Below are 14,348 nucleotides of genomic sequence, written 5' to 3'. Positions count from 1 at the left end.
AAATACAGGATAGAGGTTATGTTCAGGCAGTTGAAAAAAAACCTGGTTGCAACCCTCATTGCTGCTATGACCATTGGTCAGGTAGCCCCGGCGTTTGCCGACAGCGCAGACACCTTGCCGGATATGGGAACCTCCGCAGGAAGCACGCTTTCCATTGGTCAGGAAATGCAGATGGGCGACTATTATGTCCGCCAGCTACGCGGCAGCGCGCCGTTAATTAATGACCCGCTGTTAACGCAATATATTAATTCGCTGGGGATGCGTCTGGTTTCGCATGCCAATTCGGTTAAGACACCGTTTCATTTTTTTCTGATCAACAACGACGAAATTAACGCCTTTGCTTTCTTTGGCGGCAACGTGGTGCTGCACTCTGCCCTGTTCCGTTATTCCGATAACGAAAGTCAACTGGCTTCAGTTATGGCGCACGAAATCTCCCACGTCACCCAACGTCACCTGGCGCGAGCGATGGAAGATCAACAACGCAGCGCGCCGCTGACCTGGGTCGGCGCGTTAGGTTCTATTTTACTGGCGATGGCCAGTCCGCAGGCGGGGATGGCGGCGCTGACCGGTACACTGGCGGGAACACGTCAGGGGATGATCAGTTTCACCCAGCAAAATGAACAGGAAGCGGACCGCATTGGTATTCAGGTGCTGCAACGCTCGGGATTCGATCCGCAGGCGATGCCAACCTTCCTCGAAAAATTACTCGATCAGGCGCGTTACTCCTCGCGCCCGCCGGAAATTTTATTGACTCACCCGTTGCCGGAAAGTCGTCTGGCAGATGCCCGCAACCGTGCTAATCAGATGCGACCGATGGTGGTGCAGTCGTCGGAAGATTTCTATCTGGCGAAAGCGCGCACACTGGGGATGTATAATTCCGGACGTAACCAGCTCACCAGTGATTTGCTGGATGAATGGGCGAAAGGAAACGTTCGTCAGCAACGAGCGGCGCAATATGGTCGTGCTTTACAGGCGATGGAAGCCAATAAATACGACGAGGCGCGTAAAACGCTGCAACCGTTACTGGCGGCAGAACCTGGCAACGCATGGTATCTCGATCTGGCTACCGATATCGATCTTGGGCAAAACAAAGCCAATGAGGCAATCAATCGCCTGAAAAATGCCCGTGATTTGCGCACCAATCCGGTGTTGCAGCTCAACCTGGCAAACGCTTATCTGCAAGGCGGTCAACCACAAGAAGCGGCCAATATTCTCAATCGCTACACCTTTAATAATAAAGATGACAGCAACGGCTGGGATTTACTGGCACAGGCGGAAGCCGCGCTAAATAACCGCGATCAGGAGCTGGCTGCGCGAGCAGAAGGTTATGCGCTCGCCGGACGACTCGATCAGGCCATTTCGCTGTTGAGTAGCGCCAGTTCGCAGGTGAAATTAGGCAGCCTGCAACAAGCGCGTTACGATGCGCGCATCGACCAGTTGCGCCAGCTGCAGGAACGCTTTAAGCCTTATACCAAGATGTAATTCGCATTAAAGGAAGAACAATGACCAAACAGGTAAAAATCTACCATAACCCACGCTGTTCAAAGAGCCGGGAAACGCTGAACCTGCTGAAAGAAAACGGCGTGGAGCCAGAAGTGGTACTCTACCTTGAGACACCCGCCGATGCGGCAACGCTGCGCGATTTGCTGAAAATGCTGGGGATGAATAGCGCCCGTGAATTGATGCGCCAGAAAGAGGATCTTTATAAAGAACTGAACCTGGCTGACAGTTCGCTTAGCGAAGAGGCGCTGATTCAGGCAATGGTGGATAATCCGAAGCTAATGGAGCGCCCGATTGTGGTCGCGAATGGCAAAGCGCGGATTGGTCGTCCACCGGAGCAGGTACTGGAAATCGTGGGTTAAGATGTGCTCCATCGCTAGTTGAAGCACATTGCCGGATGCGACGCTTGCCACGTCTTATCCGGCCTACGAATACTATGGATTAACTTCGCGTAGTTCGGATAAGGCGTTCGCGCCGCATCCGACAATAAACACCTTATCTACAACTTCAGAATTTCTTTCACAAACGGAATGGTCAGCTTACGTTGCGCGGTAATCGACGCACGATCCAACTGATCCAACGTCATAAATAGCGTGCGCATTTCTCTGTCGAGCCGCTTCAGCAAGAAACGCCCCACATCTTCCGGCAGTTCAAAACCACGCAAACGCGCGCGTAACTGTAGCGCCTGCAACTTATCTTCATCAGAAAGTGGCTGCAATTTGTAGATCTGCCCCCAGTCGAGTCGCGACGCGAGATCCGGTAATCCCAGATTCAACTGCCGCGGTGGACGATCGCCGGTGATCAACAATCGTGTTTTGCCCGATTCCAGAATTCGATTGTAGAGATCGAAAATCGCCATCTCCCACAACTCATCGCCTGCAATACACTCAATGTTGTCGATACAGACCAGCGACAAATGCTCCATACCGTCGAGCACTTCCGGAACAAACCAGGTGCGTTTATCCAGCGGGACATAGCCCACCGCATCGCCACGCTGCGACAATTCCGCGCAAGCCGCGTGCAGCAGATGGCTGCGCCCCGCGCCTTCGCGTGCCCAGAGATAGATGTAACCGCTATGTTCCTGACGCAGCACGTTTTGCAGCGCGGCCAGTAAAGAGGAGTTATCCCCCGGCCAGAAACTTGCAAAGGTTTCGTCGTCAGGAAGATAAAGTGGCAAAGAGAGCTGTGCCGGTGTGTTCAGAGATACCTCAACCAGGATTTCACAAAATCGCGAGAAGTTTACCACAGAATCCCATGATGTTTGAACCGGGCAGCAACACTGCCCGGTCGGTACATTATTTGTCTGTTATATCCGCGTCTTCTGCGTCCAGCACCACTTCTTCAGGGCGCAGCACACTGATCAGTTTGAAGATCAAACTTAAGCCGATACCGACGATGGTCGCCAGCGCCATACCTTTCAACTCCGCCGCGCCGATGTTTACCTTCGCGCCACTGACGCCGATGATCAAAATCACGGAAGTCAGGATCAGGTTCTGTGCTTTGTTGTAATCCACTTTCGATTCGATCAAAACACGAATACCGGAAGCACCGATGACACCATAAAGCAGCAGCGAAACGCCGCCCATCACCGGCAATGGGATCATCTGGATAGCGGCAGCCAGTTTACCGACGCAGGAAAGCAGGATAGCGAAAATCGCCGCCCCGCCGATAACCCAAGTACTGTAAACACGGGTGATCGCCATCACGCCAATGTTTTCTCCGTAAGTAGTATTTGGCGTAGAGCCAAAGAAGCCGGAGATCACAGTCGACAGGCCGTTAGCAAACATCGAACGGTGCAGACCTGGATCGCGCAGCAGATCTTTTTTGACGATATTAGCCGTTACTACCAGGTGCCCTACGTGTTCGGCAATAACCACTAACGCCGCTGGCAGAATAGTCAGAATGGCAAACCACTCGAAGCGCGGCGTATAGAGGGTTGGCAGCGCAAACCAGTGAGCATTAATAATCGGCGTGGTATCGACAATTCCCATTGCGAAAGAGAGCGCGTACCCCACCAGCACGCCAATTAAAATCGGGATAATTGCCAGGAAACCACGGAACAGCACGGAACCTAAAACCGTGACCGCCAGGGTGGTAATAGAGATGATGATGGTTTTGGAGTCTGGCGTTTGCCCTTCAGCCGGGAGTAAACCCGCCATACCGGCAGCTACGCCCGCCAGCTCCAGACCGATGACGGCAACGATTGCGCCCATTGCCGCAGGTGGAAACAGCACGTCCAGCCAGCCGGTCCCCGCTTTCTTCACGATAAAAGAAACCAGGCAGAACAGCACGCCGCACATAATAAAGCCGCCCAGCGCGACTTCATACCCTAACGGCAACAGTAACAATACCGGTGAAATAAAGGCAAAGCTGGAACCAAGATAAGCCGGAATTTTCCCTTTACAGATGAAGAGATACAGCAGCGTTCCAATACCGTTAAATAACAGTACAGTCGCCGGGTTAATATGAAATAAGACGGGCACCAGGACGGTTGCACCAAACATGGCGAACAAATGTTGCAAACTAAGCGGGATTGTCTGTAAAAGTGGCGGTCTTTCACTCACCCCGATAGCACGGCGCGTCATAGTATTATCCTCTGTATTATGTGTTATAGGCGCTTTACTCAAAAAAAAGCCGACTCTTAAAGTCGGCTTTAATTATTTTTATTCTTTATTTCGTACCAAAGATTTTGTCACCGGCATCGCCGAGGCCCGGAATAATGTATCCGTGCTCGTTCAGTCCCTGATCAATCGATGCGGTATACAGTTCGACGTCCGGGTGCGCTTTTTCCAGCGCAGCGATACCTTCTGGCGCAGCGACCAGCACCAGAACTTTGATGCTGCTGCAGCCCGCTTTTTTCAGCAGGTCGATGGTCGCGATAACGGAACCACCGGTTGCCAGCATTGGGTCAACGATCAGCGCCATACGCTCATCGATGTTAGAAACCAGTTTCTGGAAGTACGGTACCGGCTCCAGCGTTTCTTCATTACGGTACATACCGACAACGCTGATGCGCGCGCTCGGAACGTTTTCCAGCACACCGTCCATCATACCAAGACCCGCACGCAGAATTGGCACAACGGTAATTTTCTTACCTTTGATCTGGTCGATTTCTACCGGGCCGTTCCAGCCTTCGATAGTTACTTTTTCCGTTTCGAGGTCGGCGGTCGCTTCGTAAGTCAGCAGGCTACCCACTTCGGAAGCGAGTTCGCGAAAGCGCTTGGTGCTGATATCTTGCTCACGCATCAGTCCCAGCTTGTGTTTGACGAGTGGGTGTTTGACTTCCACGATCTTCATACTCTTTCTCCTTTGAGGGGCAGCCACAAAAAAAATCGACGGATTATACCTCCTTTCTTCAAGGCGGCAATATTCTTTTCGTTGACTTTAGTCAAAATGATAACGGTTTGAGATAAAGTTATTTTATATTCAAATGGTTATGAAAGAAGATTATTCCATCCGAAAACTAACCTTTACCCTGGTACAAGTCTTCTTTCGCCGCGCGCCTGGGCAAAAGACGTGCAAAAAGGTTGTGTAAAGCAGTCTCGCAAACGTTTGCTTTCCCTGTTAGAATTGCGCCGAATTTTATTTTTCTACCGCAAGTAACGCGTGGGGACCCAAGCAGTGACCGATAAAACCTCTCTTAGCTACAAAGATGCCGGTGTTGATATTGACGCGGGTAATGCTCTGGTTGGAAGAATCAAAGGCGTAGTGAAGAAAACGCGTCGCCCGGAAGTGATGGGCGGTCTGGGCGGCTTCGGTGCGCTGTGTGCATTGCCGCAAAAATATCGTGAACCCGTGCTGGTTTCCGGCACTGACGGCGTAGGTACCAAGCTGCGTCTGGCAATGGACTTAAAACGTCACGACACCATTGGTATTGATCTGGTCGCCATGTGCGTTAATGACCTGGTGGTGCAAGGTGCAGAGCCGCTGTTTTTCCTCGACTATTACGCAACCGGAAAACTGGATGTTGATACCGCTTCAGCGGTGATCAGCGGTATCGCGGAAGGATGTCTGCAATCGGGCTGTTCACTGGTGGGTGGCGAAACGGCAGAAATGCCGGGGATGTATCACGGTGAGGATTACGATGTCGCGGGTTTCTGCGTTGGCGTGGTAGAAAAATCAGAAATCATCGACGGCTCTAAAGTCAGCGACGGCGATGTGCTGATTGCACTCGGTTCCAGCGGTCCGCACTCGAACGGCTATTCGCTGGTGCGCAAAATTCTTGAAGTCAGCGGTTGTGATCCGCAAACCACCGAACTTGATGGTAAGCCATTAGCCGATCATCTGCTGGCACCGACCCGCATTTACGTGAAGTCAGTGCTGGAGTTGATTGAAAAGGTCGATGTGCATGCCATTGCGCACCTGACCGGCGGCGGCTTCTGGGAAAACATTCCACGCGTATTGCCAGATAATACTCAGGCAGTGATTGATGAATCTTCCTGGCAGTGGCCGGAAGTGTTCAACTGGCTGCAAACGGCAGGTAACGTTGAGCGCCATGAAATGTATCGCACCTTCAACTGCGGCGTCGGGATGATTATCGCCCTGCCTGCTCCGGAAGTGGACAAAGCCCTCGCCCTGCTAAACGCCAACGGTGAAAACGCGTGGAAAATCGGTATCATCAAAGCCTCTGATTCCGAACAACGCGTGGTTATCGAATAATGAATATTGTGGTGCTTATTTCCGGCAACGGAAGTAATTTACAGGCAATTATTGACGCCTGTAAAACTAACAAAGTTAAAGGCACCGTACGGGCAGTTTTCAGCAATAAGGCCGACGCGTTCGGCCTTGAACGCGCCCGCCAGGCGGGTATTGCAACGCATACGCTCATCGCCAGCGCGTTTGACAGTCGTGAAGCCTATGACCGGGAGTTGATTCATGAAATCGACATGTACGCACCCGATGTGGTCGTGCTGGCTGGTTTTATGCGCATTCTCAGCCCGGCGTTTGTCTCCCACTATGCCGGGCGTTTGCTGAACATTCACCCTTCTCTGCTGCCGAAATATCCCGGATTACACACCCATCGTCAGGCGCTGGAAAATGGTGATGAAGAGCACGGTACATCGGTGCATTTCGTCACCGATGAACTGGACGGTGGCCCGGTTATTTTACAGGCGAAAGTCCCGGTATTTGCTGGTGATACGGAAGATGACATCACCGCCCGCGTGCAAACCCAGGAACACGCTATTTATCCACTGGTGATTAGCTGGTTTGCCGATGGTCGTCTGAAAATGCACGAAAACGCCGCGTGGCTGGATGGTCAACGTCTGCCGCCGCAGGGCTACGCTGCCGACGAGTAATGCCCCGTAGTTAAAGCGCCAGCTCTGCCGCTGGCGTTTTTCAATTCACCTGTAAATCGCAAGCTCCAGCAGTTTTTTTCCCCTTTTCTGGCATAGTTGGACATCTGCCAATATTGCTCGCCATAATATCCAGGCAGTGTCCCGTGAATAAAACGGAGTAAAAGTGGTAATGGGTCAGGAAAAGCTATACATCGAAAAAGAGCTCAGTTGGTTATCGTTCAATGAACGCGTGCTTCAGGAAGCGGCGGACAAATCTAACCCGCTGATTGAAAGGATGCGTTTCCTGGGGATCTATTCCAATAACCTTGATGAGTTCTATAAAGTCCGCTTCGCTGAACTGAAGCGACGCATCATTATTAGCGAAGAACAAGGCTCCAACTCTCATTCCCGCCATTTACTGGGCAAAATTCAGTCCCGGGTGCTGAAAGCCGATCAGGAATTCGACGGCCTCTACAACGAGCTGCTGCTGGAGATGGCGCGTAACCAGATCTTCCTGATAAATGAACGCCAGCTCTCCGTCAATCAACAAAACTGGCTTCGTCATTATTTTAAGCAGTATCTGCGTCAGCACATTACGCCGATTTTAATCAATCCTGACACTGACTTAGTGCAGTTCCTGAAGGATGATTACACCTATCTGGCGGTGGAAATTATCCGTGGTGATACCATCCGTTACGCGCTGCTGGAGATCCCATCAGATAAAGTGCCGCGCTTTGTGAATTTACCGCCAGAAGCGCCGCGTCGACGCAAACCGATGATTCTTCTGGATAACATTCTGCGTTACTGCCTTGATGATATTTTCAAAGGCTTCTTTGATTATGACGCGCTGAATGCCTATTCAATGAAGATGACCCGCGATGCCGAATACGATTTAGTGCATGAGATGGAAGCCAGCCTGATGGAGTTGATGTCTTCCAGTCTCAAGCAGCGTTTAACTGCTGAGCCGGTGCGTTTTGTTTATCAGCGCGATATGCCCAATGCGCTGGTTGAAGTGTTACGCGAAAAACTGACTATTTCCCGCTACGACTCCATCGTCCCCGGCGGTCGTTATCATAATTTTAAAGACTTTATTAATTTCCCCAATGTCGGCAAAGCCAATCTGGTGAACAAACCACTGCCGCGTTTACGCCACATTTGGTTTGATAAAGCCCAGTTCCGCAATGGTTTTGATGCCATTCGCGAACGCGATGTGTTGCTCTATTATCCTTATCACACCTTTGAGCATGTGCTGGAACTGCTGCGTCAGGCTTCGTTCGACCCGAGCGTACTGGCGATTAAAATTAACATTTACCGCGTGGCGAAAGATTCACGCATCATCGACTCGATGATCCACGCCGCACATAACGGTAAGAAAGTCACTGTGGTGGTTGAGTTACAGGCGCGTTTCGACGAAGAAGCCAACATTCACTGGGCGAAGCGCCTGACCGAAGCAGGCGTGCACGTTATCTTCTCTGCGCCGGGGCTGAAAATTCACGCCAAACTGTTCCTGATTTCACGTAAAGAAAACGGTGAAGTGGTCCGTTACGCACACATCGGGACCGGGAACTTTAACGAAAAAACCGCGCGTCTTTATACTGACTATTCGTTGCTGACCGCAGATGCGCGTATCACCAACGAAGTACGGCGGGTATTTAACTTTATTGAAAACCCATACCGCCCAGTGACATTTGATTATTTAATGGTGTCACCGCAAAACTCTCGCCGTCTGTTATATGAAATGGTAGACCGCGAAATCGCCAACGCGCAGCAAGGGCTGCCCAGTGGTATCACCCTGAAGCTAAATAACCTTGTCGATAAAGGCCTGGTTGATCGTCTGTATGCGGCCTCCAGCTCCGGCGTACCGGTTAATCTGCTGGTTCGCGGAATGTGTTCGCTGATCCCCAATCTGGAAGGCATTAGCGACAACATTCGTGCCATCAGTATTGTTGACCGTTACCTTGAACATGACCGGGTTTATATTTTTGAAAATGGCGGCGATAAAAAGGTCTACCTTTCTTCCGCCGACTGGATGACGCGCAATATTGATTATCGTATTGAAGTGGCGACACCGCTGCTCGATCCGCGCCTGAAGCAGCGGGTGCTGGACATCATCGACATATTGTTCAGCGATACGGTCAAAGCACGTTATATCGATAAAGAACTCAGTAATCGCTACGTTCCCCGCGGCAATCGCCGCAAAGTACGGGCGCAGTTGGCGATTTACGACTACATCAAATCACTCGAACAACCTGAATAACCCTATGCCAATACACGATAAATCCCCTCGTCCGCAGGAGTTTGCTGCGGTCGATCTTGGTTCAAACAGTTTTCACATGGTCATAGCCCGTGTGGTAGATGGTGCCATGCAGATTATTGGCCGCCTGAAACAGCGGGTGCATCTGGCGGACGGCCTGGGGCCAGATAATATGTTGAGTGAAGAGGCAATGACGCGCGGTTTGAACTGTCTGTCGCTGTTTGCCGAACGGCTACAAGGGTTTTCTCCTGCCAGCGTCTGTATAGTCGGCACCCATACGCTGCGTCAGGCGCTGAACGCCACTGACTTTCTGAAACGCGCGGAAAAGGTCATTCCCTACCCGATTGAAATTATTTCCGGTAATGAAGAAGCCCGTCTGATTTTTATGGGCGTGGAACATACCCAACCGGAGAAAGGTCGCAAACTGGTTATTGATATTGGCGGCGGATCTACGGAACTGGTGATTGGTGAAAATTTCGAACCGATTCTCGTTGAAAGCCGCCGGATGGGTTGTGTCAGCTTTGCCCAGCTTTACTTCCCTGGCGGGGTCATCAATAAAGAGAATTTTCAGCGCGCTCGTATGGCGGCAGCACAAAAACTGGAAACTTTAACCTGGCAATTCCGTATTCAGGGCTGGAACGTGGCAATGGGCGCTTCCGGTACCATAAAAGCCGCCCATGAAGTGTTAATGGAAATGGGCGAGAAAGACGGGATAATTACCCCGGAACGTCTGGAAAAACTGGTAAAAGAAGTTTTACGTCACCGTAATTTCGCATCGCTGAGTTTACCGGGTCTTTCCGAAGAGCGGAAAACAGTCTTCGTTCCTGGACTGGCGATTTTATGCGGTGTGTTTGATGCTTTAGCCATCCGTGAACTGCGCCTTTCTGACGGGGCGTTACGCGAAGGCGTACTGTATGAAATGGAAGGACGTTTCCGTCATCAGGATGTGCGTAGTCGCACCGCCAGCAGCCTCGCCAACCAGTATCACATCGACAGCGAGCAGGCCCGACGGGTGCTGGATACCACTATGCAAATGTACGAACAGTGGCGGGAACAGCAACCGAAGCTGGCGCATCCGCAACTGGAGGCGCTACTGCGATGGGCCGCCATGCTGCATGAGGTCGGGTTGAATATCAACCACAGCGGTTTGCATCGCCACTCCGCTTATATTCTGCAAAACAGTGACTTGCCGGGTTTTAATCAGGAACAGCAGCTGATGATGGCGACACTGGTGCGCTATCACCGTAAAGCGATTAAGCTCGACGATCTGCCGCGCTTTACCTTGTTTAAGAAGAAACAGTTCCTGCCACTGATACAGCTATTGCGCCTTGGCGTATTACTAAACAATCAACGTCAGGCAACCACCACACCGCCAACATTGACACTGATTACTGATGACAGTCACTGGACACTGCGTTTCCCGCATGACTGGTTTAGTCAGAATGCGCTGGTACTGCTTGATCTGGAAAAGGAGCAAGAATACTGGGAAGGCGTGGCTGGCTGGCGGTTGAAAATTGAAGAAGAAAGTACACCTGAAATCGCCGCTTAATGCTTTGCGGGCCGACGAGAAATGTCGGCCCGCATTATTCAGGCACTTTCGCGAATGGGTTCGATTTCATTCAGCGTATCAATTAACGGCTGCGGCTTACCAATAAGATAACCCTGCATATAATCGATCCCCAAAGAGAGCACCGCCTCGCGGATCTCTTCGTTTTCAACGTACTCTGCCACTACCCGCATTTTCTTCATTCGCGCCAGGTGGCAAATCGACGCCACTATCTGATAATCCAGACTATTTGACACAATATTGCGGATAAAGCTGCCGTCAATTTTAAGCAGATCGGCATTCACATTTTTAAGCCGTGCATAGCTGGCGTAGCCGGTGCCGAAATCATCAATCGCAATCTGGCAGCCTAATTCCTGAAGATGCCGCAAGGTGATTTGCGCCTGCTTAACATTGGTCAGAGCATTACTTTCGGTGACTTCAAAAATAAGTTGCCACGCTTCAATCTGATATTTAGCCAGCAACTGACTGACTTCAACAGGAAAACGAGCCTGACATACCGAGGTTGGAGACAGATTAATAGCAAAACGGTGAGCGGGCATCTTCGCTCTGTTTTCAGCCATAAATTGCAGCGTATGCTCAATGACCCACATGTCGATACTCGACGATAAACCAAATTCGTGCGCGACCGGCAAGAAGCTATCGGGGCTGATCAGTTCATCATTCTCACCTTTCATGCGCAGAAGAATTTCATGGTAAACATCACCACGCATACCGGTAATCGGCTGGGCCATCAGGAAAAAATGGTTGTGTTCCAGCGCCTGCTGTAGTCGATTCATCATCGCGACTTTATCTTTCAATTCGCGTTGCAAATACATTGCCCCGCGACGCTGCATATTTTCCGGGGCGTTGGTCACGATGGAAAGTTCGGCGACCGTATTTAGCTCTCCCAGCAGCAGGTAGATATGATTCACTGGCGAGCGCACATAGCAGTAACTGACGCCAATCTGCGGTTGCATCGGCATGCCATCCCAAAAGAAACGAAATTGCTTGAGATGGCTATCCAGTGCGGTAATGCGCTCCTGGTGCGATTCTGTATTCAGTCGCAGCGCGAGATCGTTACCCGAAAGCTGATAAACATCTTCACCCGGTTCCAGCAAGGGTGACAGCCAGTGAGAAAGTTTTTGCTTGTATTGAATCCGCAGCATGATGCCATAGTTCTTAACCAGCATTTCCATGCCAGGGATGCGTAAATAACAAAGCGCAGACCAGGGGGCATCACGCAACGCGCGATTCAGGGCGCGAACATTTGGCAGATGAACCACCGGGTCCACATACGCAAGCCGCTGAATGCGTCTGACTACCGCTCTCTGACGGGTTGCCAGTACAGCCATATAATTGACAATAAAAGAGAATACCAGATAACTGGAGGAGGTTATGGTCAGCTGCGTGGTATAGCCAGGATAAATGGGAATGTAATTTTGATAGCTGTGGATGCTGATCATCAACACGACCGCCCAGAGCAGCGAAATCAGCTTATAACCATAGCGCATCGCTCCCCACATCATCAGGGGCAGCAATAATGACAAGGTATAATTGGTGCTAAAAATTGTGCTTTTTTCATTTAACGGCATGCATAACAGCAACAATAAAGCACCTAATGCCAGTAGCCAGAGCGCGAACTCTTTTTTGGTGACTTTGGCATCAACCTGCTGTTTTAATTGCGAATAATAGCTACGTAAATAAAATGGATTTCGCACTACCCGAATGATGAAGTAGCACAGCGGGACACCGATCAGATTACCCACCAGTAAGGCCTGATAATTGATTAAAGTCCCGAGGTTAAAAGGCATGACACCGACCAGATTTTCTCTGCTCGCCAGTAATCCTACAAATGCAGCAAACTGGAAAAGTATCAGAAACAGCGTTGCAGGAAACACAATCTGCCAGAATATACGCTGGGAAATTAAACGGGTATCACCATGTGAAACGTTGTTACGCCGGGGAGTAAAGACCCTGTAACCGCCCCAACAGAGAATGATAATGATAATAAAATTAGCCGTTAATGATAGCGTTTCGTAAAAACCCAGCTCTGCATATTTGCGGACAAAAATCCCTAAGGCGATCCCTGGCAATGCCGCCCAGCTGAAAAACATCATCATGCTGATCATCAGTGCCAGAGGCAGATAAAAGAGAAAAACCTCACCGGAAGAAATATGCGCGAAAGTATTAATGTGGGCGAAAATGGGCAAGATTAAAGAAGGCAGGAACAGCGGAAGCCCCCACCATTTATCACGTATTTTTATATAAGTTGCATTCAGTTTCATAGATGCTCAGCAGAATCCTCCACATCCTGAAGGAGGTGTATTCAGACAGGCATCCCACCTGACTTCGAATGATGATTATTCATCACTATAGAGAGCATTGATTCTAAGTGTCATATGAAAGTACCAATTGATATATATCAAACAAAATAACCCTGATTAATGAATTATTACGTTTATCATGTTAATTCATCATTATTACATCATCATTGTAAATAATTAAATTAACTTCCATAACATTAAAATATGTATCCACTGACGCTTTTTTACATAACGAAGAATTGACCATTTTGTCCTGTTGTGCCTTAATGTAAGTACCGTCCACAGCGTGGGACATACTTCAAGGAACCTTTTGTGAGTCAGGCAACCAGTATGCGAAAACGACACCGATTTAACAGTCGCATGACCCGTATCGTACTGCTCATCAGCTTTATCTTCTTCTTTGGCCGTTTTATCTACTCGTCCGTCGGTGCCTGGCAGCACCATCAGAGCAAAAAAGAAGCTCAGCAATCCACACTCTCCGTCGAATCACCGGTACAACGTTAGCGGTTACCTTCTCCACTTTCACAGAACATAACGGCACTTCGCTGTCGGATGCTTTTGCTGTTTGGGATTATCAAAGCGGCAGATATTCTTTCATCTTAAATTTTACGTCTTTATCCTGACTGATGTTTATCCTGTTTGGCTGCGAAATAAATATAAAATTAATATATATGTTGTAATGATATATTTTTATAAATTATCCCCTGCGTGAATTTTAATAAATTTAATCTATCCCTTTATACGCAATACATTTACTTTCCTCTTTTGATGATCTTAAATGTCTTATTTTTCGTAATGTGTATAACAAGGAATAGTGATGAAATTTAAAAAATGTCTTCTGCCTGTGGCAATGTTAGCGTCATTCACTCTGGCAGGATGCCAGTCAAATGCTGACGATCATGCTGCCGATGTTTATCAAACCGATCAACTGAATACCAAACAAGAAACTAAAACCGTTAATATTATTTCCATTCTTCCCGCAAAAGTTGCCGTAGACAACTCCCAAAATAAACGGAACGCACAAGCCTTCGGCGCGCTTATTGGCGCAGTCGCTGGCGGTGTTATCGGCCACAACGTCGGGTCTGGCAGCAATTCCGGAACGACGGCAGGTGCAGTTGGCGGCGGAGCTGTAGGCGCGGCAGCGGGTTCTATGGTGAATGATAAAACCTTAGTGGAAGGTGTTTCTTTAACCTATAAGGAAGGCACCAAAGTGTATACCTCTACCCAGGTGGGTAAAGAGTGCCAGTTTACGACAGGTTTAGCCGTTGTTATTACCACGACGTATAACGAAACGCGTATTCAGCCAAATACCAAATGTCCTGAAAAGAGCTAATAATCAGGAGGAGTCATGAAGAAAGTTTTTCTTTGCGCCATCGGTAATGACTCCAACTTATTGATAGTGTTTTATGTTCAGATAATGCCCGATGACTTTGTCATGCAGCTCCACC

14 protein-coding genes are annotated in these 14,348 nt (G+C 49.5%); 8 read left to right on the top strand and 6 right to left on the bottom strand.

Going from position 1 to position 14,348, the window contains the following annotated elements; genetic code table 11:
• Window positions 1-18: 18 nt before the first annotated feature.
• Window positions 19-1,482, top strand: coding sequence for a beta-barrel assembly-enhancing protease (bepA, locus tag RTW80_RS10925; RefSeq protein ID WP_000489667.1), 1,464 nt, complete (start codon window positions 19-21; stop codon window positions 1,480-1,482).
• A gap of 20 nt (window positions 1,483-1,502) precedes the next feature.
• Window positions 1,503-1,862 carry an arsenate reductase (glutaredoxin) gene (gene arsC / locus RTW80_RS10920; RefSeq protein ID WP_000166449.1) on the top strand — a complete coding sequence of 120 codons (360 nt, stop codon included), beginning with the start codon at window positions 1,503-1,505 and terminating at the stop codon, window positions 1,860-1,862.
• A 137-nt stretch (window positions 1,863-1,999) separates the two neighbouring features.
• Here the strand turns inward: arsC and RTW80_RS10915 are convergent, their stop codons facing one another.
• The 3 genes from RTW80_RS10915 to upp all read right to left on the bottom strand — a co-directional run bounded on the left by RTW80_RS10915 (window position 2,000) and on the right by upp (window position 4,797).
• On the bottom strand, window positions 2,000-2,701 hold the full coding sequence (locus tag RTW80_RS10915) for a DnaA inactivator Hda (protein WP_001307333.1): 702 nt from the start codon (window positions 2,699-2,701) through the stop codon (window positions 2,000-2,002).
• A 94-nt stretch (window positions 2,702-2,795) separates the two neighbouring features.
• The gene (uraA, locus tag RTW80_RS10910; protein ID WP_000198328.1) at window positions 2,796-4,085 is read right to left on the bottom strand and encodes a uracil permease; all 1,290 of its coding nucleotides are present in this window, start codon (window positions 4,083-4,085) and stop codon (window positions 2,796-2,798) included.
• Between the two features lie 85 nt (window positions 4,086-4,170).
• Entirely contained in the window at window positions 4,171-4,797 is a 627-nt protein-coding gene (gene upp / locus RTW80_RS10905) for a uracil phosphoribosyltransferase (protein WP_001295473.1), read from the bottom strand.
• A 324-nt stretch (window positions 4,798-5,121) separates the two neighbouring features.
• On the opposite strand from upp, the gene purM reads away from it, so the two are divergent.
• The 4 genes from purM to ppx all read left to right on the top strand — a co-directional run bounded on the left by purM (window position 5,122) and on the right by ppx (window position 10,579).
• Window positions 5,122-6,159 carry a phosphoribosylformylglycinamidine cyclo-ligase gene (gene purM / locus RTW80_RS10900; protein WP_001295474.1) on the top strand — a complete coding sequence of 346 codons (1,038 nt, stop codon included), beginning with the start codon at window positions 5,122-5,124 and terminating at the stop codon, window positions 6,157-6,159.
• A complete protein-coding gene (gene purN / locus RTW80_RS10895) occupies window positions 6,159-6,797 on the top strand; it encodes a phosphoribosylglycinamide formyltransferase (RefSeq protein ID WP_001028630.1) in 639 nt (212 codons plus the stop codon). The genes purM and purN overlap by 1 nt, the downstream gene beginning before the upstream one ends.
• A gap of 169 nt (window positions 6,798-6,966) precedes the next feature.
• A complete protein-coding gene (gene ppk1 / locus RTW80_RS10890) occupies window positions 6,967-9,033 on the top strand; it encodes a polyphosphate kinase 1 (RefSeq protein WP_000529576.1) in 2,067 nt (688 codons plus the stop codon).
• 4 nt (window positions 9,034-9,037) lie between these two features.
• The gene (ppx, locus tag RTW80_RS10885) at window positions 9,038-10,579 is read left to right on the top strand and encodes an exopolyphosphatase (RefSeq protein ID WP_001121363.1); all 1,542 of its coding nucleotides are present in this window, start codon (window positions 9,038-9,040) and stop codon (window positions 10,577-10,579) included.
• A 38-nt stretch (window positions 10,580-10,617) separates the two neighbouring features.
• Here the strand turns inward: ppx and pdeF are convergent, their stop codons facing one another.
• Window positions 10,618-12,861, bottom strand: coding sequence for a cyclic-guanylate-specific phosphodiesterase PdeF (pdeF, locus tag RTW80_RS10880; protein WP_032247378.1), 2,244 nt, complete (start codon window positions 12,859-12,861; stop codon window positions 10,618-10,620).
• 181 nt (window positions 12,862-13,042) lie between these two features.
• Window positions 13,043-13,195 (bottom strand): hypothetical protein, encoded by a 153-nt coding sequence (locus RTW80_RS10875; RefSeq protein WP_000017552.1) that lies wholly within the window; start codon window positions 13,193-13,195, stop codon window positions 13,043-13,045.
• Window positions 13,196-13,212: 17 nt separating this feature from the next.
• Between RTW80_RS10875 and RTW80_RS10870 the strand changes: the two genes are divergently transcribed.
• A complete protein-coding gene (locus tag RTW80_RS10870; RefSeq protein ID WP_000076001.1) occupies window positions 13,213-13,404 on the top strand; it encodes a YfgG family protein in 192 nt (63 codons plus the stop codon).
• A 310-nt stretch (window positions 13,405-13,714) separates the two neighbouring features.
• On the top strand, window positions 13,715-14,233 hold the full coding sequence (locus RTW80_RS10865; protein WP_001295476.1) for a glycine zipper 2TM domain-containing protein: 519 nt from the start codon (window positions 13,715-13,717) through the stop codon (window positions 14,231-14,233).
• Window positions 14,234-14,290: 57 nt separating this feature from the next.
• On the opposite strand, the gene RTW80_RS31320 is transcribed toward RTW80_RS10865, so the two are convergent.
• Window positions 14,291-14,347, bottom strand: a complete 57-nt coding sequence (locus RTW80_RS31320) for an IS1 family transposase (protein WP_003032489.1) — start codon at window positions 14,345-14,347, stop codon at window positions 14,291-14,293.
• Window position 14,348 lies beyond the last annotated feature (1 nt).

It is taken from the genome of Escherichia sp. AM3 (assembly GCF_032029835.1).
Classification (GTDB): domain Bacteria; phylum Pseudomonadota; class Gammaproteobacteria; order Enterobacterales; family Enterobacteriaceae; genus Escherichia; species Escherichia coli.
Note: the sequence above shows the minus strand (reverse complement) of the source record. Positions and strands in the feature narration are given on the sequence as shown.

What these genes read in the sequence shown, in the direction of transcription:
- purN (WP_001028630.1), top strand. Translation starts at nt 6,159, where the DNA reads ATGAATATTGTGGTGCTTATTTCCGGCAACGGAAGTAATTTACAGGCA.
- RTW80_RS10875 (WP_000017552.1), bottom strand. Translation starts at nt 13,195, where the DNA reads ATGTCCCACGCTGTGGACGGTACTTACATTAAGGCACAACAGGACAAA.
- uraA (WP_000198328.1), bottom strand. Translation starts at nt 4,085, where the DNA reads ATGACGCGCCGTGCTATCGGGGTGAGTGAAAGACCGCCACTTTTACAG.
- upp (WP_001295473.1), bottom strand. Translation starts at nt 4,797, where the DNA reads ATGAAGATCGTGGAAGTCAAACACCCACTCGTCAAACACAAGCTGGGA.
- ppk1 (WP_000529576.1), top strand. Translation starts at nt 6,967, where the DNA reads ATGGGTCAGGAAAAGCTATACATCGAAAAAGAGCTCAGTTGGTTATCG.
- bepA (WP_000489667.1), top strand. Translation starts at nt 19, where the DNA reads ATGTTCAGGCAGTTGAAAAAAAACCTGGTTGCAACCCTCATTGCTGCT.
- arsC (WP_000166449.1), top strand. Translation starts at nt 1,503, where the DNA reads ATGACCAAACAGGTAAAAATCTACCATAACCCACGCTGTTCAAAGAGC.
- pdeF (WP_032247378.1), bottom strand. Translation starts at nt 12,861, where the DNA reads ATGAAACTGAATGCAACTTATATAAAAATACGTGATAAATGGTGGGGG.
- ppx (WP_001121363.1), top strand. Translation starts at nt 9,038, where the DNA reads ATGCCAATACACGATAAATCCCCTCGTCCGCAGGAGTTTGCTGCGGTC.